This is a genomic window from Acinetobacter rudis (genome assembly GCF_031157835.1).
GTDB classification, from domain to species: domain Bacteria; phylum Pseudomonadota; class Gammaproteobacteria; order Pseudomonadales; family Moraxellaceae; genus Acinetobacter; species Acinetobacter rudis_A.
The window spans coordinates 292,518-309,714 of the sequence record NZ_JAVIDR010000001.1 but is presented as its reverse complement, the minus strand read 5'-3'; the positions used below and the strand labels follow the sequence as shown (position 1 = coordinate 309,714).

Annotated in this window: 14 protein-coding genes; 12 read left to right on the top strand and 2 right to left on the bottom strand. The window is 40.3% G+C overall.

Annotated elements, in window-relative coordinates; translation table 11 throughout:
* The first annotated feature begins 1 nt into the window (after position 1).
* From sdhA to RFH42_RS01390, 8 genes are all read left to right on the top strand, one after another.
* Complete coding sequence (gene sdhA / locus RFH42_RS01425) at positions 2-1,837, top strand: succinate dehydrogenase flavoprotein subunit (protein ID WP_308973730.1); 1,836 nt, start codon at positions 2-4, stop codon at positions 1,835-1,837.
* 14 nt (positions 1,838-1,851) lie between these two features.
* Positions 1,852-2,562, top strand: coding sequence for a succinate dehydrogenase iron-sulfur subunit (locus RFH42_RS01420; RefSeq protein WP_308973729.1), 711 nt, complete (start codon positions 1,852-1,854; stop codon positions 2,560-2,562).
* A gap of 560 nt (positions 2,563-3,122) precedes the next feature.
* Positions 3,123-5,963: a 2-oxoglutarate dehydrogenase E1 component gene (locus tag RFH42_RS01415; protein ID WP_308973845.1), complete on the top strand. Its 2,841-nt coding sequence runs from the start codon at positions 3,123-3,125 to the stop codon at positions 5,961-5,963.
* Entirely contained in the window at positions 5,963-7,156 is a 1,194-nt protein-coding gene (odhB, locus tag RFH42_RS01410; protein WP_308973728.1) for a 2-oxoglutarate dehydrogenase complex dihydrolipoyllysine-residue succinyltransferase, read from the top strand. The genes RFH42_RS01415 and odhB overlap by 1 nt, the downstream gene beginning before the upstream one ends.
* A 63-nt stretch (positions 7,157-7,219) precedes the next feature.
* Positions 7,220-8,653, top strand: a complete 1,434-nt coding sequence (gene lpdA / locus RFH42_RS01405; protein WP_308973727.1) for a dihydrolipoyl dehydrogenase — start codon at positions 7,220-7,222, stop codon at positions 8,651-8,653.
* A gap of 160 nt (positions 8,654-8,813) precedes the next feature.
* Positions 8,814-9,980 carry an ADP-forming succinate--CoA ligase subunit beta gene (gene sucC, locus RFH42_RS01400; RefSeq protein ID WP_308973726.1) on the top strand — a complete coding sequence of 389 codons (1,167 nt, stop codon included), beginning with the start codon at positions 8,814-8,816 and terminating at the stop codon, positions 9,978-9,980.
* 10 nt (positions 9,981-9,990) lie between these two features.
* On the top strand, positions 9,991-10,881 hold the full coding sequence (sucD, locus tag RFH42_RS01395; protein WP_308973725.1) for a succinate--CoA ligase subunit alpha: 891 nt from the start codon (positions 9,991-9,993) through the stop codon (positions 10,879-10,881).
* 174 nt (positions 10,882-11,055) lie between these two features.
* The gene (locus tag RFH42_RS01390) at positions 11,056-11,484 is read left to right on the top strand and encodes a hypothetical protein (protein WP_308973724.1); all 429 of its coding nucleotides are present in this window, start codon (positions 11,056-11,058) and stop codon (positions 11,482-11,484) included.
* A 2-nt stretch (positions 11,485-11,486) separates the two neighbouring features.
* On the opposite strand, the gene rsmD is transcribed toward RFH42_RS01390, so the two are convergent.
* Positions 11,487-12,059, bottom strand: coding sequence for a 16S rRNA (guanine(966)-N(2))-methyltransferase RsmD (rsmD, locus tag RFH42_RS01385; protein ID WP_308973723.1), 573 nt, complete (start codon positions 12,057-12,059; stop codon positions 11,487-11,489).
* Positions 12,040-14,055 (bottom strand): penicillin-binding protein 2, encoded by a 2,016-nt coding sequence (mrdA, locus tag RFH42_RS01380; RefSeq protein WP_308973722.1) that lies wholly within the window; start codon positions 14,053-14,055, stop codon positions 12,040-12,042. The genes rsmD and mrdA overlap by 20 nt, the downstream gene beginning before the upstream one ends.
* A 232-nt stretch (positions 14,056-14,287) precedes the next feature.
* On the opposite strand from mrdA, the gene RFH42_RS01375 reads away from it, so the two are divergent.
* The 4 genes from RFH42_RS01375 to RFH42_RS01360 all read left to right on the top strand — a co-directional run bounded on the left by RFH42_RS01375 (position 14,288) and on the right by RFH42_RS01360 (position 17,191).
* Complete coding sequence (locus tag RFH42_RS01375; RefSeq protein WP_308973721.1) at positions 14,288-14,806, top strand: hypothetical protein; 519 nt, start codon at positions 14,288-14,290, stop codon at positions 14,804-14,806.
* 57 nt (positions 14,807-14,863) lie between these two features.
* Positions 14,864-16,180, top strand: coding sequence for a hypothetical protein (locus tag RFH42_RS01370; RefSeq protein ID WP_308973720.1), 1,317 nt, complete (start codon positions 14,864-14,866; stop codon positions 16,178-16,180).
* Between the two features lie 88 nt (positions 16,181-16,268).
* On the top strand, positions 16,269-16,925 hold the full coding sequence (gene adk / locus RFH42_RS01365) for an adenylate kinase (protein WP_308973719.1): 657 nt from the start codon (positions 16,269-16,271) through the stop codon (positions 16,923-16,925).
* 104 nt (positions 16,926-17,029) lie between these two features.
* Positions 17,030-17,191, top strand: a complete 162-nt coding sequence (locus RFH42_RS01360; protein ID WP_308973718.1) for a hypothetical protein — start codon at positions 17,030-17,032, stop codon at positions 17,189-17,191.
* Positions 17,192-17,197 lie beyond the last annotated feature (6 nt).

The window sequence follows — 17,197 nt, the reverse complement described above, 5'->3', positions numbered from 1 at the left end:
CATGGGCGCGATAACCCCTAAAGAAGATTATTCAAATATTCAAAACCTCACTTTCGATGCTGTCATCGTTGGTGGTGGTGGTTCAGGTATGCGTGCTTCTTACCAGCTTGCTCAAGCGGGTTTGAAAGTTGCAGTACTCACTAAAGTATTCCCAACACGTTCACACACAGTTGCTGCTCAAGGTGGTATCGGTGCGTCTTTGGGTAATATGCAAGAAGATAACTGGCATTTTCACTTTTATGACACAGTAAAAGGTTCGGATTGGTTAGGTGACCAAGACGCAATCGAATTTATGTGTCGTGAAGCACCAAAAGTTGTTTATGAGTTAGAACATCTTGGTATGCCATTTGACCGTAATGCTGATGGTACAATTTACCAACGTCCTTTCGGTGGTCACTCTGCAAACTATGGTGATAAGCCTGTTCCACGTGCATGTGCTGCGGCTGACCGTACAGGCCATGCGCTTTTACATACGCTTTACCAAAGCAACGTAAAAATGGGTACTCAATTTTACGTTGAATGGATTGCACTTGACCTAATTCGTAATGAGCAAGGTGAAGTACTTGGTGTAACCGCAATTGACCAAGAAACAGGTAATATTGCTGTATTCCAAGCGAAAGCGACATTGTTTGCTACTGGTGGTGCTGGTCGTGTGTACCGCGCATCAACAAATGCTTATATCAATACTGGTGATGGTCTTGGTATGGCTGCACGTGCTGGTATTCCATTACAAGATATGGAATTCTGGCAGTTCCACCCTACTGGTGTAGCTGGTGCTGGTGTATTGTTGACAGAAGGTTGTCGTGGTGAAGGCGCGATCTTGCGTAATAAAGATGGTGAACCGTTCATGGAACGTTATGCACCAACTTTGAAAGATTTGGCACCTCGTGACTTCGTATCACGTTCAATGGACCAAGAAATTAAAGAAGGTCGTGGTTGTGGCCCTAAAGGCGATCATATCTTGTTAGATATGACACACTTGGGTGCAGACACAATTATGAAACGTCTACCTTCAGTATTTGAAATTGGTAAGAAATTTGCCAACGTAGATATTACAAAAGAAGCTATTCCTGTTGTACCAACGATCCATTATCAAATGGGTGGTATTCCAACAAATATGCATGGTCAAGTCGTACTTCCTGTACCTGGTACAGAGAACTATACACAACCTGTTAAAGGTTTCTATGCAATTGGTGAGTGTTCATGTGTATCTGTACATGGCGCAAACCGTTTAGGTACAAACTCATTGCTTGACTTGGTTGTATTTGGTAAAGCTGCTGGTGAACATATCATTGATTATGTTACTAAACACCATGGTGATGAATATCAACCACTTCCTACGAATGTACTTGAAGCTACTTTGAAACGTATTCGCCATTTAGATGAGTCTTCATCAGGTGAAAATGCTCAAGAAGTTGCAGATGCAATTCGTGATATCGTTCAAGATCACGCAGGTGTATTCCGTACACAAGCATTATTGGACGAAGGTGTTAAGCAAATTCTTGCAATCGAGCCACGTGTACGTAACATTCATTTGAAAGACAAATCTAAAGTATTTAACACAGCTCGTGTTGAAGCATTAGAAGTTGAAAACTTGTATGAAGTTGCTAAAGCGACCTTGATTTCTGCTGCTGCACGTAAAGAGTGCCGTGGTGCACATACAGTTGTGGATTATGAATTGCCAGCTGATCATCCGACATACTCTTATGGTCGTCGTGATGATGAATGGATGAAACATACATTGTGGTATTCAGTAGACAACCGTCTAGAGTATAAGCCAGTACGTTTCAACCCATTGACTGTTGATCCAATTCCACCTGCACCACGTACATTCTAATCGGGAGAAATAAGATGAGTAGAGGTACTCGTACATTCGAAATCTACCGCTATGATCCTGACAAGGATAAAGCACCGTACATGCAAACTTTTAAGCTAGAGCTCACTGATAAGCACCGTATGTTGCTTGATGCTTTGCTTGCGCTTAAAGTTCAAGATGAATCATTAACTTTCCGTCGTTCTTGCCGTGAAGGGATCTGTGGTTCTGATGGTGTAAACATCAACGGTAAAAACGGTTTGGCATGTTTAATGAACTTAAACGACTTGCCTGAGAAAATCGTGATTCGTCCTTTACCTGGTTTACCAGTAATTAAGGATTTGGTTGTTGATATGAATCAGTTCTACGATCAGTATGACAAGATTCAACCTTTCTTAATTAACAACCAACCAGCACCAGCGAAAGAGCGTTTACAATCTCCAGAAGAGCGTGAACACTTAAATGGTTTATATGAGTGTATTCTTTGTGCATGTTGTTCAACTTCATGCCCATCGTTCTGGTGGAACCCAGATAAATTCTTGGGTCCTTCAGCATTATTGAATGCTTATCGTTTTATCATTGACTCTCGTGATACAGCAACTCAAGACCGTTTGAATCGTATGGACGATCCATTCTCGTTGTTCCGTTGTAAAGGTATTATGAACTGTGTATCAGTATGTCCTAAGGGCTTAAACCCAACGAAGGCGATTGGACACATTCGTAGCATGTTACTTGACCAAGTAGGTTAATTTGACAGCAAAAGGCGCACATTCATGTAATGTGCGCCTTTTTTTTATGCAAAAAAACATAAACTATTGTTACAGGGGTTGAAATTTTGGATTGGACCTTCATATGTAACTTGGCAATGCAATGTCTATATTTAGTAAATTTATAGGTGGTATGTGTCAATAAAATCAATAGGCTGTTGAGTTCATGTTAGCATTTAACAAGTCTGCATGAGGTGAAAAGGGCAATAGATTTAATGCGTTTTTTTGTCGTTTGATACAACACTATTTGATCAAATGGATAAACAATTACGTGAGCTGTTTTAGAAAAAATAATCATTTTATTGTTTTTTCTAAGCCAATTTGCAAAAAAAATTGCTCGACACTGTCGAGTATAAAGTGAGTGATGATGCCAATGGAGGCGTTATGATTCATTGCGCACGTCTAATATTTAGATGTGCACTATCGCCCTTGGTGTTTTTTACCAAAAGGGTGAATGTCATATTATCAATTTGGCATTGTCAATCATGGGATTGCTTAACAAGCAACCTGTAATATTTTTGCAAAAGGAAATGGGTCCACAAATGCAAGAAGTTGCTGACGCATTGCGTCTTGACACTGAACTTTCCGCTGATAGTGCAGCGTATATAGAAGAGCTTTACGAGCAATACCTGTCTTCACCAACCTCGGTGGGCGAGGATTGGCGTCAATATTTTGATAAATTTCCTAAAGGTGACCAGCCACACGGTAATATCCGTGAACAATTTTTATTATTAGGTCGTAATTCAAATCGCGTTCAACCAGTGGTGCAAAGCGAAGTCAGCACTGAGCATGAGCGTCGTCAAATTGCAGTTTTGCAATTGATTGCAGCGTATCGTAATCGCGGTCATCAAAAAGCAAAACTCGATCCTTTAGGTTTGGCAAAGCGTGAAGATGTACCTGATCTTGATCTTGCTACACACGGTTTAACCAAATCTGATCTAGACACTGTGTTTAACACGGGTAACTTAGCAATTGGTAAGTCAGAAGCAACACTTTCTGAAATGATCAATGCTATGGAGTCAACGTATTGTGAATCAATTGGTGTGGAATATATGCACATCGTTGATACCAAAGAAAAACGTTGGATTCAACAACGCCTTGAAAATGATCGTGGTGTTTATGGTTTTAATGCAGATCAGAAAAAACATTTCTTAGAGCGCTTAACTGCTGCTGAAGGCCTAGAAAAATATCTTGGCAATAAATATGTTGGTGCGAAGCGCTTTGGTGTAGAAGGCGGTGAGTCTTTTATTCCAATGGTGAATGAAATCATTCAACGTGCAGGTAAAGTCGGCTGTAAAGAAGTTGTGATTGGTATGCCACACCGTGGCCGTCTCAACCTTTTAGTCAACATTATGGGTAAAAACCCTGCTGACCTCTTTGGTGAGTTTGAAGGGAAAGCACTTCATAAGAAAGGTTCTGGTGATGTTAAATACCACCAAGGTTTCTCATCGAATGTAATGACTCCAGGTGGGGAAGTTCATTTAGCACTTGCATTTAACCCATCTCACTTAGAGATTGTTGGGCCAGTGGTTGAAGGTTCTGTACGTGCACGTCAAGTACGTCGTAAAGATATTGGCGGTGATGATGTATTACCTGTAATTGTTCATGGTGATGCGGCATTTGCTGGTCAAGGTGTTAACCAAGAAACCTTCCAAATGTCACAAACTCGCGGTTATACCGTTGGTGGTACAGTACATATTGTTGTGAACAACCAAGTTGGCTTCACAACTTCAGATCCTCGTGATGCACGTTCGACAGAATACTGTACTGACATTGCAAAAATGATTCAGGCACCAATCTTCCATGTTAATGGTGATGATCCTGAAGCTGTAGTTTATGTTGCTCAATTAGCACATGACTTCCGTCATACTTTCCGTAAAGATGTCGTGATTGATTTGTTCTGCTACCGTCGTCGTGGTCATAACGAAGCGGATGAGCCAGCTGCAACTCAACCAATGATGTATCAAATCATCAATAAAAAACCAACTACACGTACTTTGTATGCTGATCAGTTGGTACAAGAAAAAGTACTTGATCGCTCAACAGCAGATCAAATGATTGAAGACTACCGCTCAGATCTTGAAGCGGGTAATCATGTTGCTAATGCTTTAGTACTTGAACCAAACAAAAAAATGTATGTCGATTGGAGCCCTTACTTAGGTCTCGACTATACAGATGATTGGGACACAACTTTCCCAATTGAGCGTTTGAAAGAGCTTGGTGAAGGCATGCGTAAGTTGCCTGAAGGCTTTGTGATGCAACGCCAAGTATCGAAAGTGATTGATGATCGCTTGAAGATGCAAACAGGTGAAATGCCACTTAACTGGGGCGCAGCTGAAACATTAGCTTATGCATCTTTATTAGATGATGGTTACTTAGTTCGTTTGACTGGTGAAGACGTTGGTCGTGGTACTTTCTCACACCGTCATGCAAAACTACACAACCAAGTTGATGGTTCTGTATATATTCCACTTTGCCATGTCAAAGAAAATCAACCACGTGTTGCAATCTATGACTCATTGTTGTCTGAAATGGCAGTATTGGCTTTTGAATATGGTTATGCAACTACATTGCCAAAGAGCTTAGTTATTTGGGAAGCTCAATTCGGTGACTTTGCAAACTGTGCGCAAGTAGTAATTGATCAGTTTATTGCATCTGGTGAGACTAAGTGGGAACGTGTTTGTGGTTTAACAATGTTGTTACCACACGGTTTTGAAGGTCAAGGTCCTGAGCATTCATCTGCACGTCTAGAGCGTTTCTTACAGCTTTGTGCAGAAGACAACATGCAAGTGATTACACCAACTACACCTGCTCAAATCTTCCATGCATTACGTCGTCAGGCAATTCGTCCTTTACGTAAGCCGATGATTGTAACTTCACCGAAGTCATTGTTACGTCATAAATTAGCAGTATCTACTTTAGACGAACTTGCAACTGGTACATTCCAAACTGTGCTTGATGAAGTTGATCAAATCAATAAATCAGACGTTACTCGTCTCGTTCTTTGTGGCGGTAAAGTGTATTACGACTTAGTTGAAAAACGTCGTGAACAAGGTTTGAACAATATTGCTATTGTTCGTGTAGAACAATTGTATCCTTACCCAGAAAAACGTTTGGCAGAAGTTCTAGCAACTTATCCAAATGTGTCAGAATTGGTGTGGGCGCAAGAAGAACCGAAAAACCAAGGTGCTTGGTTATTCATCGCTCCTCGTTTATATGATGACATCATCAAATCTGGTAAACAAATTCGCATTAGTTATGCAGGACGTGAAGCATCAGCTGCACCTGCATGTGGCTCAGCATATTTGCATGCAAAACAACAAGCTCAGCTCGTGAATGACGCATTAGCGATCGTAGCTGATCAATCAGGAGAAACAAAGTAATGGCAACCGAAATCAAAGCACCGGTGTTCCCAGAATCAGTTGCTGATGGAACAATCGCAACTTGGCATAAACAAGTAGGTGAAGCTGTCGCTCGTGACGAAGTCATTTGTGATATTGAAACCGATAAAGTTGTTTTAGAAGTTGTTGCTCCTGCTGATGGTAGCCTTGTTGCAATCGTGAAAAACGAAGGTGACACTGTATTGTCTGCTGAAGTAATTGCTCAATTTGAAGAAGGTGCTGTTAGCGCTGCTACTCCTGCACAAGCCCAAGTAGAACAATCTGCTGCACAAGCTCAAGCAGGTGCTGCACCTGTTGTTGAACGTGCTCAACCAGTACAAGATCAATCTCCAGCTGTGCGTAAAGCATTGTCTGAAACTGGTATTAGTGCTGCTGATGTTGCTGGTACTGGTCGTGGTGGCCGTATCACTAAAGAAGACGTTTCAAATCATCAAGCGAAACCAGCTGCAACTCCATTGAGTGTTGCTGTAGGTGAGCGTATTGAAAAACGTGTTCCAATGACTCGTTTACGTAAACGTGTTGCTGAACGTCTACTTTCTGCTTCACAAAGCACAGCAATGTTGACTACGTTTAACGAAGTTAACATGAAGCCTGTTATGGAAATGCGTAAGCAATATAAAGACATGTTCGAAAAACGCCATGGCGCACGTCTTGGTTTCATGTCTTTCTTCGTTAAAGCATGTACAGAAGCGCTTAAACGCTACCCAGCTGTAAACGCGTCTATTGATGGCGATGATATCGTGTATCACGGTTTCTATGACATCGGTGTTGCTGTATCTTCTGATCGTGGTCTAGTTGTTCCTGTATTACGTGATACTGATCGTATGAACTACGCTGAAGTAGAAAACGGTATTGGTGCTTATGCGGCTAAAGCGCGTGAAGGAAAACTTTCTATTGAAGAAATGACTGGTGGTACATTCACTATTACTAATGGTGGTACTTTCGGTTCATTGCTTTCTACACCAATCTTGAACCCGCCTCAAACTGCTATCTTGGGTATGCACAAAATCCAAGAACGTCCTATGGCTGTAAATGGTCAAGTTGAAATCTTGCCAATGATGTATTTGGCTCTTTCTTATGATCACCGTTTGATCGATGGTAAAGAAGCAGTAGGTTTCCTTGTAACAATCAAAGAATTGTTAGAAGAGCCAGCTAAACTGATTCTAGATCTTTAATACTTTCCAATTGATTCTACATTCAGGTGAAGTGATCCTTCATCTGAATGCATGGAGATAAAAATGTCACAACAGTTCGATCTTGTTGTTATTGGCGGTGGTCCAGGCGGTTATGAAGCTGCTATTCGTGCTGCGCAACTTGGTTTTAAAGTTGCTTGTATCGAAAAACGTATTCACAAAGGTAAACCATCTTTAGGTGGTACGTGCTTAAACGTAGGTTGTATCCCTTCTAAAGCATTACTTGATTCTTCTCATCGTTATGAAGACACTCAACATGGTCTAGAGGATCATGGTATTGCAGTTGATAACGTATCTTTAGATTTGCAAAAATTACTTGCACGTAAAGATAAAGTTGTTGACCAATTGACAGGTGGTGTTGCTCAATTACTTAAAGGTAATGGCATCGAGTGGTTACAAGGGTCTGGTAAATTACTTGCAGGTAAAAAAGTTGAATTCACTCCTTTTGAAGGTGAAGTTCAAGTTCTTGAACCTAAATATGTAATCTTGGCTTCTGGTTCTGTTCCTGTAAACATTCCAGTTGCACCTGTAGACGAAAACTACATCGTTGATTCAACTGGTGCGCTTGAGTTCCCTGAAGTACCTAAACGTTTAGGTGTGATTGGTGCTGGCGTAATCGGTTTAGAACTTGGTTCTGTTTGGCGTCGTCTAGGTTCAGAAGTTGTTATTTTTGAAGCAACAGACAGCTTCTTGCCAATGGCTGATAAAGCTTTGGCAAAAGAATACCAAAAGATTTTGACTAAGCAAGGTTTAGACATCCGTATTGGTGCTAAGGTTGCAAAAGCTGAAGTTCAAGGTTCAGAAGTTATCGTTTCTTATAACCAAGCTGGTGAAGACAAACAACAAGCGTTTGATAAACTAATCGTTTGTGTGGGTCGTAAGCCTTATGCTGCAGGTCTATTAGCAGAAGATTCTGGTATTAAATTGACTGAACGTGGTTTCGTTGAAGTGAACGATCAATGCGCTACTTCAATTGATGGCGTATATGCGATTGGTGACTTGGTTCGTGGTCCAATGCTCGCACATAAAGCAATGGAAGAAGGCGTAATGGCTGTTGAGCGTATTCACGGTCATGCTGCACAAGTGAACTACGACACAATCATTTCTGTCATTTATACACATCCTGAAGCTGCTTGGGTAGGTCTAAACGAAGAAGAAGCAAAAGCAAAAGGTCATGAAGTGAAAACGGGTCAATTCCCATTCGCTGTGAACGGTCGTGCTTTAGCTGCTGGTGAAGCTGCTGGTTTTGTGAAGTTTGTTGCTGACGCAAAAACTGATCGTCTATTAGGCATGCACGTAATCGGACCAGGTGCGTCTGATATCGTACACCAAGGTATGATTGCACTTGAGTTTGTATCTTCAGTTGAAGATCTGCAGTTGATGACATTTGGTCACCCAACATATTCTGAAGTGGTACATGAAGCTGCACTCGCCGTTGATGGCCGTGCGATTCACGCCATTCAACGTAAACGTAAGTAATTGAAATGTATTGAGCGGTCTAGGCCGCTCAAGTTTTATGTGGCCACGATTTTGTCACATACATAAATCATCATATTAAATAAATGCTCATGCTTATTGCGAAGGACGTTTAAGTATTGAGTAGGTCATAACAAAGTAACAAGTAGTTGAAGGTAATTAAATGAATTTACACGAATATCAAGCTAAAGCGCTGTTAAAAAAGTATGGGATGCCAGTTCAAGAAGGTATTCTTGCAACAAATGCTGATGAAGCGGTTGCAGCTTTTGAACAATTAGGCGGCAAATTTGCAGTCATGAAAGCTCAAGTCCATGCTGGTGGTCGTGGTAAAGCTGGTGGCGTAAAAGTTGCTAAATCTAAAGAAGACGTTATTGAATTTGCAAATAACATTATTGAGACTCGTTTAGTCACTTATCAAACTGATGCAGCAGGTCAACCTGTAAATAGCATTATTGTGGCTGAAGATGTTTATCCTGTTGAACGTGAGTTGTACCTTGGTGCAGTTGTAGATCGTTCAAGCCGTCGTATTACTTTCATGGCATCTACTGAAGGTGGTGTGGAAATTGAAAAAGTAGCAGAAGAAACACCAGAAAAAATTATTAAGGTTGAAGTGGATCCGTTAGTGGGTCTACAACCATTCCAAGCACGTGAAGTTGCTTTTGCTCTAGGTCTAAAAGACAAGCAAGTAAGCCAATTCGTGAAAATCATGTCAGCAGCTTATCAAGCATTTGTTGAAAATGACTTTGCTCTTTTTGAAATTAATCCACTTTCAGTTCGTGAAAATGGCGATATCCTTTGTGTAGATGCCAAAGTGGGTATCGATTCAAATGCACTTTATCGTTTGCCTGAAGTTGCGGCATTACGTGATAAATCTCAAGAAAATGAGCGTGAACTCAAAGCTTCTGAATTTGATCTTAACTATGTAGCGCTTGAGGGTAACATTGGTTGTATGGTCAATGGCGCAGGCTTGGCGATGGCGACCATGGATATTATTAAACTCTATGGTGGACAACCAGCAAACTTCCTCGATGTTGGGGGCGGTGCGACTAAAGAGCGTGTGATTGAAGCATTTAAAATCATTTTGGCCGATACTTCGGTACAAGGTGTACTCATCAATATTTTTGGTGGGATCGTTCGTTGCGATATGATCGCTGAAGCTATTATTGCAGCGGTTCAAGAAGTACATGTCACTGTACCAGTTGTTGTTCGTTTAGAAGGGAACAATGCTGAACTTGGGGCTAAGTTACTTGATGAATCGGGCCTTAAATTACTCTCTGCAAATGGCTTAGCTGATGCTGCAGAGAAAATTGTTGCTGCAGTAAAAGCGTAAGGAGTATCACATGAGCGTATTAATTAATAAAAACACTAAAGTTTTGGTTCAAGGCTTTACCGGTAAAAATGGTACTTTTCACTCTGAGCAAGCACTAGCTTATGGCACTAAAGTCGTTGGTGGAGTAACACCAGGTAAAGGTGGTCAAACTCACATTGGTTTGCCTGTATTTAACACCATGAAAGAAGCAGTGCGTGAAACACAAGCTGATGCTTCTGTGATTTATGTTCCAGCTCCATTTGTTTTAGATTCAATTGTGGAAGCAGTAGATTCGGGCGTTGGTTTGATTGTTGTGATTACTGAAGGTGTACCAACAATTGACATGCTTAAGGCTAAGCGCTACCTTGAAACTTATGGCAACAATGTACGTTTAGTTGGTCCAAACTGTCCAGGTGTGATTACACCAAATGAATGTAAGATCGGTATTATGCCAGGTCATATTCACCAACCAGGGCGTATTGGTATTATCTCACGTTCAGGTACTTTAACCTATGAAGCTGTGGCTCAAACCACTAAGCTTGGTTTAGGCCAGTCTACTTGTATTGGTATTGGGGGTGACCCAATTCCAGGTATGAATCAAATTGATGCATTAAAGTTATTCCAAGAAGACCCAGAAACTGATGCAATCATTATGATTGGTGAAATTGGTGGTACAGCAGAGGAAGAAGCAGCAGAATTTATTAAATCTGATGTGACTAAACCTGTCGTGGGTTATATTGCTGGCGTAACAGCACCTAAAGGTAAACGCATGGGGCATGCTGGTGCAATTATTTCTGGTGGTCAAGGTACTGCTGAAGAAAAATTTGCTGCATTTGAACGTGCTGGAATGGCATACACTCGTAGCCCAGCAGAACTCGGTTCAACTATGCTACAAGTGCTAAAAGAGAAAGGTTTAGCTTAAGTTTTAAGTTAAATACAATAAGGAAGCGCATCAATTGCGCTTCTTTTTATTTGAGTTTCAATTAGCATTCAAGGCATCTTTTAAATATTTAAAATAACAGCTTGAAAAAATATAGATTTAAAAATACATTCAGTCCAATCTATCCTTATATCTTGATTAACATTGAGAAACTTTGTGTATTGTAGAAAAAACATTTTACTATTAACTCTATTATTTATACTTCTGGGCTATAGCGCTGCGCATGCAAATATTGATCCTGTAGATGATTCAGTTACTTTTGATTTTAATGCACAGCCTGTAGAAGATATATTAGATGTGGTTTATGACACACACGAAAAAGATTATTCAGTATTAAACAATTCAGTGTACCGTAACGATCGTATTCATATATTTAGTTATACTGCTTATGATATGAACCAAATGAATACCAGGCTAAAATCAGGCAATCTAGATTTAGAGTCACTTAATAGCCTCTATATTTCATTTGGTTATGGACTTGAATATCGGGTAAATAAACTGAATAAAATTGGATATGAATATCTTTCAACTTTTCCCTATGATCGGGGACAGTTAATTCGAGTATTTTGGGTGCATATTTGGTAGTGCTAGACTATTTTTTGATAAAGTCCTGCACGTACCACACCTGCTTTGGTTTGTTTCAGCAAGTTCCACTGAGCAGGGAGCTGTAATAGTGATAAGTCTCGATCTGCTTCAACATAAATCAAAGCTTGTTGTTTGAGTTTAGCATCTACAGCAGCAGCAAGCGTTTGCCATAAATCTAGGCTATAAGGTGGATCTAAAAAGACGAGGTCAAACTGTTCATTTGGTAGTTTTGGGAGTGCCTGTTCAGCCGTACTTTGTAGCACTTTACAGTGTTCGATATTAAGCAACTTAATATTTTGTCTTAAAAAATTGCATTGTTCATGATGAGGTTCAATCATCGTCACATGTGCGGCACCACGTGAGAGTGCCTCAAAACCCAAAGCTCCAGAGCCAGCACAAAGGTCAAGCACAGTGGTTTGTTGTATATCCCACATTAACCAGTTAAATAAAGTTTCACGGACTCGATCAGGAGTAGGGCGTAAACCATCAATGCTCGCAAAAGGAAGTAGGCGGCGTTTCCATTCACCACCTATGATTCTAAGTTGATTGGTATTCTTACTCACTGATTGTCTCATCACTTATAGGTTGAACGGGTGTTGCAGTTGGTTTAGGTTTTTTGGCAGTTGATGTTGCTGCCGCGCCACTGGCAAAATTGGCCTCAATGTCTTCAGGTTTTATTCCAGCAGTCATCAACCCACCCGTAATTTGATGGTTGGCTGGTAACAGTGGCTTTTTCTTACGTTGAATGAGCCAATAGTCAAGTACTGGACGAGCTAAGCGAGCGGCTGAACCACCATGACGACCATTTTCCCAAATCACAGCAATCGCAATTTCAGGGTTTTCTGCAGGGGCAAAACCAACAAATAGGCCGTGATCTAGCTGGCGGTTAGTGAGCAATGCTTCATTATAACGTTTACCTTGCGCAATACTTTTTACTTGGGCAGTACCCGTTTTACCCGCAATGAGGTAGTTAAGGGTTTTAATGCCTCGTCCAGTCCCTGATTCAATAACGTCCACCATCGCATTACGCATTTTTACCCAATCATCTTCTGTACCGTTGAACTGTATACGACCAGTAGGAGCATTAATAATTTCATGGGGTTTGGCACCGCGAGTTGCACGAAGTACATGGGGAGTAACATGTGCACCATGATTGGCCGTGATTGCTGTTGCCATAGCAAGTTGTAATGGTGTGGCAATAAAGGCCCCTTGGCCAATACTTACAGAAATTGTTTCACCTTTTAGCCATTTAGCTTTACGGGTACGCATTTTCCATTCTGGGTTCGGATAGAGCCCTGAACTTTCATTCGGAAGGTCAACCCCAGTCTTTTCACCAAATCCAAATTGACGCATCCAAGTATTTAAACGTTCGATACCCAATTGATAAGCTTGAACATAGAAATAAGTATCACAAGAAACCATAATGGCCTTATGCATATTAACTACGCCATGACCGGTTTTTTTCCAGTCACGGAATTTATGTGAATCGCCAGGTAAGTGGAAATAGCCAGGGTCAGAAATTGAGGCATTCCAATCCGTAGTACCATAATGAATTCCGGCTAAAGCAGCCATTGGTTTGATTGTCGAACCTGGAGGATATGACCCTTGTAAAGCACGGTTATAAAGCGGTTGGTCTAAGTTGTCACGTAGCGCACTATAATCTTCATGGCCAATACCGGTTACAAATAAATTAGGATTAAAACTTGGGCTGGAGACAAGCGCTAGAAGCTCTCCTGTACGAGGGTCAATGGCTACAATTGCTCCACGTTTATCTGCCAGTTGCTCAGCAGCAACCTGTTGTAAACCATAATCTAGAGATAGATATAGATCATTACCACGTGTAGATTCTTTGCGACCTAAGTGCCGTAAAACATTACCATGAGCATCGGCTTCTATGGATTCATAACCTGGCACGCCATGGAGTAAATCTTCATATGATTTTTCTACCCCAATTTTGCCGATTAAATTTGTTCCTGCGTAAGCTTCTTTATCAATACTTTTTAATTCTTTGTCATTAATACGCCCAACATATCCGATAACATGGGCAAATAATTCACCATGAGGATAATATCGCGTCATTTGTGTTTCAATATTTACCCCAGGAAATTGGAATTTAACCTCACTAAATTTGGCAATATCAACTTCATTTAAATTGAGTTTAAGTGTGACTCTTTCTGTTTTTTTTGCTGTTTTAATACGACTTTTAAAACGCTGAATATCATCTTCAGTTAAATGCAATATAGGAGTGAGTCGTGTCAGCATTTCATCAATATTATCTGATTCAAGAATATCTGATTTGCTGAGTGTTGCTGTAAAAACAGGAAAGTTATCTGCAAGTAAAATACCATTACGATCGTAAATATACCCACGTGCCGGTGCTATTGGCTGCAGTCGAATACGATTTTTATCTGAAGCTGTACTGAGTTCTTCATAGTGCACAATTTGAAGATAAGCATAACGAGCGATAAGGAGGAGTAAACAAAACAGCACTAAACCAATAGCAAAGAATATGCGACTACGAAAAATACGTTTTTCTTGTTGAACATTTTTTAAAGGAAACTGTTGCTTCATAGATTGATTCGGCTAGGTCTAGACAGTGGAAAGTCGCAAAACAGTGTATTTTACCTTAGATTTACAAGAAAGAATAAAAAATAAAATAGGAGGATAAATTAAAAGGAGTTTTGACATTTTAGACATCAAATTTCTAGCATATTGTATATAAAGACGAGCTTTTATTCTGTTAAAGTCCTCGGCAGGGAAAATATAACTTCAATGAAGTAGAACGATCAACATGGATGGTAGAATGAAAATAATCCTTCCCTTTATACTTGTAGGAATATTTATAAATCAATCTCATGCGGCACCACAGTCCGAGTTTTTTCAAGCAAAACTTAAAACTGGGGAAGCTGCGTCAGCACTGAATGCAGGTGCGGGTTTAACAATGAGGCTAGCACATGCAAATATGGAGTGGGTAAATCCTTATGGGATCGCTTATATTAAAACTGGTGCTTTTCTAAACGATGATCATGCATTTGGCGCACAAGTGGGATTTAGATATCCTTTAGTACTTACAGGCACTGAACAAAATGGTTATTATTTGGGGGCCTATATGGGACATCTCAAAAGTAAAACCTATGCACAAAAGACCGAAACCCAATTGGGGGCGGGTGTTGATTTTTCTTATGTAATTTTAAATAAAGAACGAATCAGTACAGTTAGTGTTGGATTAGGTGCAGGGCAAAAACTAACTAAAGAGAATGCAACTGTTTTTGAATCAGAACCTGTGATTCAGTTTGCCTATACCTTTAGTTTGGGTTTGTAAATAAAGCTGTTTATTACTTCATTCGACCACGAATAGAATTAAATACGAGAGTCATGCATGTTTGAATACCTCAGCGATTTGTGGCAAGCCTTTTTAAACCGACCCGACCATATCGCAGTTCTAAGTATTATTCCTGTCACTGCTGTGGTCACTTGGGCACATGTTTGGATGGCATTAAAAATGGTGTTTTACCCAATCAATTTTTGGGGATTTCATCTTGGGTCTTTGCCAGTTGGCTGGCAGGGGATTGTACCGCGAAAAGCGGGTCGTATTTCGGGGATTATTACAGATAATACCTTGTCCAAACTTGGTTCTTTGCGTGAATTTCTTGATGCAATGGATCCAGAAGACATGGCACGCATTATTGGTGAGCAAGTGGGCTTTGAGCTTGAACACCTTATTGATGAAGTCATGATTGATCGAAATGCAGTGCTTTGGGAAAATTTGCCCTACTCAATTAAACGTCGAATATATGCTCAAGCGCATAAACAATTGCCTCGAGTGTTACGTGAATTAGTGACTGAGCTGACCATGAACGTTGAGTCACTCGTTAACATGCGTAGTATGGTCGTGAGCCAAATGGAAGGTGATCGTCGTTTAATGGTTCGCATGTTTCTTAAAGTTGGCCAAAAAGAAATTAATTTTATTTGGCATGTAAGTGCGATCATTGGAATGGGCTTTGGTATTTTCCAAATGATCGTTTGGTTTTTAGTGCCATGGCATTGGACAGTGCCTTTTTGGGCTGCGGTATGGGGCTTCCTCACAAACTGGATTGCGATTTGGATGGTTTTTAATCCAATAGAACCACATTATATTCGTTATCCAAAATTGTTCGAATTCACCAAAGACCATAAGTTTCCATGGATTAAACCTGTCATACCTTGCTTGGGTACATATAACATCCAAGGTGCATTTATGAAACGTCAAGAAGAAGTTTCAGATGTATTCGCAAGTGTTGTTACTGAAGACTTAATTACGATAAATACCATCATGAGTGAAATGATGTATGGCCCACAAAAGGATAAAACTCGCCGTATCATTAAAAGACATGTCAATCAGATTATGGAAATGCCTTTAGTACGCACTTCTTTACAGCTTTCATTGGGGCCTCGTGAATATGCGAGACTGAAGACAGACTTGATTGATCGATCAATTGAAATTACGATGGTGCCTGTATGCGACCCGGAGTTTAATGCGAGCCGTGCACAGAAAATATTTCAAATGTTTAAAGATCGAATTCGCGAGCTAACACCTGATGAGTTTCAAAACTTACTTCGTCCTGCATTTCGTGAGGATGAATGGATTTTGATTTTGCTCGGTGGGATTACTGGCTTTTTTGCGGGTCTCATTCATTTGTTTGTGGCTTTCTTATAATGAGGTATCTTTAAAGTAGGTTGTACTTATTGCCAACTTAGGATAAAAGGTATCATAAACACTATGTTATAGAAGAGGATGTTTTTTTATGCGCATTATATTACTTGGACCACCTGGAGCAGGTAAGGGGACGCAAGCCCAGTTGATCTGTAAGCGCTACAATATCCCACAAATTTCAACCGGTGATATGCTCCGTGCTGCAATTCGTGAAGGTACTGAATTGGGGTTGAAGGCTAAAGCTGTAATGGAATCAGGTGGTTTAGTTTCTGATGAGTTAATTATTGGCTTAGTTAAAGAGCGTATTGCACAAGCGGATTGTGTCAACGGTTTTATTCTTGATGGTTTCCCACGCACTATTCCTCAAGCTGAGGCTTTGGAAGGCGAAGGCATCCATATTAATAATGTAATCGAGATTGCAGTACCTGACGAAGAAATCGTAAAACGTCTATCTGGTCGCCGCCAACACCCAGCTTCTGGTCGTGTATATCATATCGTGTATAACCCACCTAAAGTGGAAGGTAAAGACGATGAAACTGGCGAAGATCTTGTACAACGTCCAGACGATCAAGAAGAAACAATTCGCAAGCGTTTAGTGGCTTATCATAACGATACGGCTAAACTAGTTGGTTTTTATCAAGGCCGAGTTGGTGTATCTGAAGCGTCTGCACAGTACAACAAACTAGATGGTTTACGCCCGATCGATGTTGTGCAAGCTGAATTATTTGCGATTCTAGATCATAAATAATATTGCTGTGATTGATTTTTAAATTTTCAATCATTAAAGAGCCCTTATAATTTAGGGCTCTTTTCATATAAATGTTTTGTGTTTTTAACAGATGGAAACGATCTATGTCTAAGATGCTAATTGTCGTCGCGCTGTGTGTAGGCGTAGCTGTGGTGCTGTATTTAAGTTTTCTCAGTATTAAGTTGCTAGGCAAAGCACAGAAACAACTTAAACTGGAAAAACAACAAGCAATGAGCCAAAAAGATAAAAAAAATCAGAAAAAATAGATTTGA

What these genes read in the sequence shown, in the direction of transcription:
- sdhA (WP_308973730.1), top strand. Translation starts at nt 2, where the DNA reads ATGGGCGCGATAACCCCTAAAGAAGATTATTCAAATATTCAAAACCTC.
- RFH42_RS01420 (WP_308973729.1), top strand. Translation starts at nt 1,852, where the DNA reads ATGAGTAGAGGTACTCGTACATTCGAAATCTACCGCTATGATCCTGAC.
- RFH42_RS01415 (WP_308973845.1), top strand. Translation starts at nt 3,123, where the DNA reads ATGCAAGAAGTTGCTGACGCATTGCGTCTTGACACTGAACTTTCCGCT.
- odhB (WP_308973728.1), top strand. Translation starts at nt 5,963, where the DNA reads ATGGCAACCGAAATCAAAGCACCGGTGTTCCCAGAATCAGTTGCTGAT.
- lpdA (WP_308973727.1), top strand. Translation starts at nt 7,220, where the DNA reads ATGTCACAACAGTTCGATCTTGTTGTTATTGGCGGTGGTCCAGGCGGT.
- sucC (WP_308973726.1), top strand. Translation starts at nt 8,814, where the DNA reads ATGAATTTACACGAATATCAAGCTAAAGCGCTGTTAAAAAAGTATGGG.
- sucD (WP_308973725.1), top strand. Translation starts at nt 9,991, where the DNA reads ATGAGCGTATTAATTAATAAAAACACTAAAGTTTTGGTTCAAGGCTTT.
- rsmD (WP_308973723.1), bottom strand. Translation starts at nt 12,059, where the DNA reads ATGAGACAATCAGTGAGTAAGAATACCAATCAACTTAGAATCATAGGT.
- mrdA (WP_308973722.1), bottom strand. Translation starts at nt 14,055, where the DNA reads ATGAAGCAACAGTTTCCTTTAAAAAATGTTCAACAAGAAAAACGTATT.
- RFH42_RS01375 (WP_308973721.1), top strand. Translation starts at nt 14,288, where the DNA reads ATGAAAATAATCCTTCCCTTTATACTTGTAGGAATATTTATAAATCAA.
- RFH42_RS01370 (WP_308973720.1), top strand. Translation starts at nt 14,864, where the DNA reads ATGTTTGAATACCTCAGCGATTTGTGGCAAGCCTTTTTAAACCGACCC.
- adk (WP_308973719.1), top strand. Translation starts at nt 16,269, where the DNA reads ATGCGCATTATATTACTTGGACCACCTGGAGCAGGTAAGGGGACGCAA.
- RFH42_RS01360 (WP_308973718.1), top strand. Translation starts at nt 17,030, where the DNA reads ATGTCTAAGATGCTAATTGTCGTCGCGCTGTGTGTAGGCGTAGCTGTG.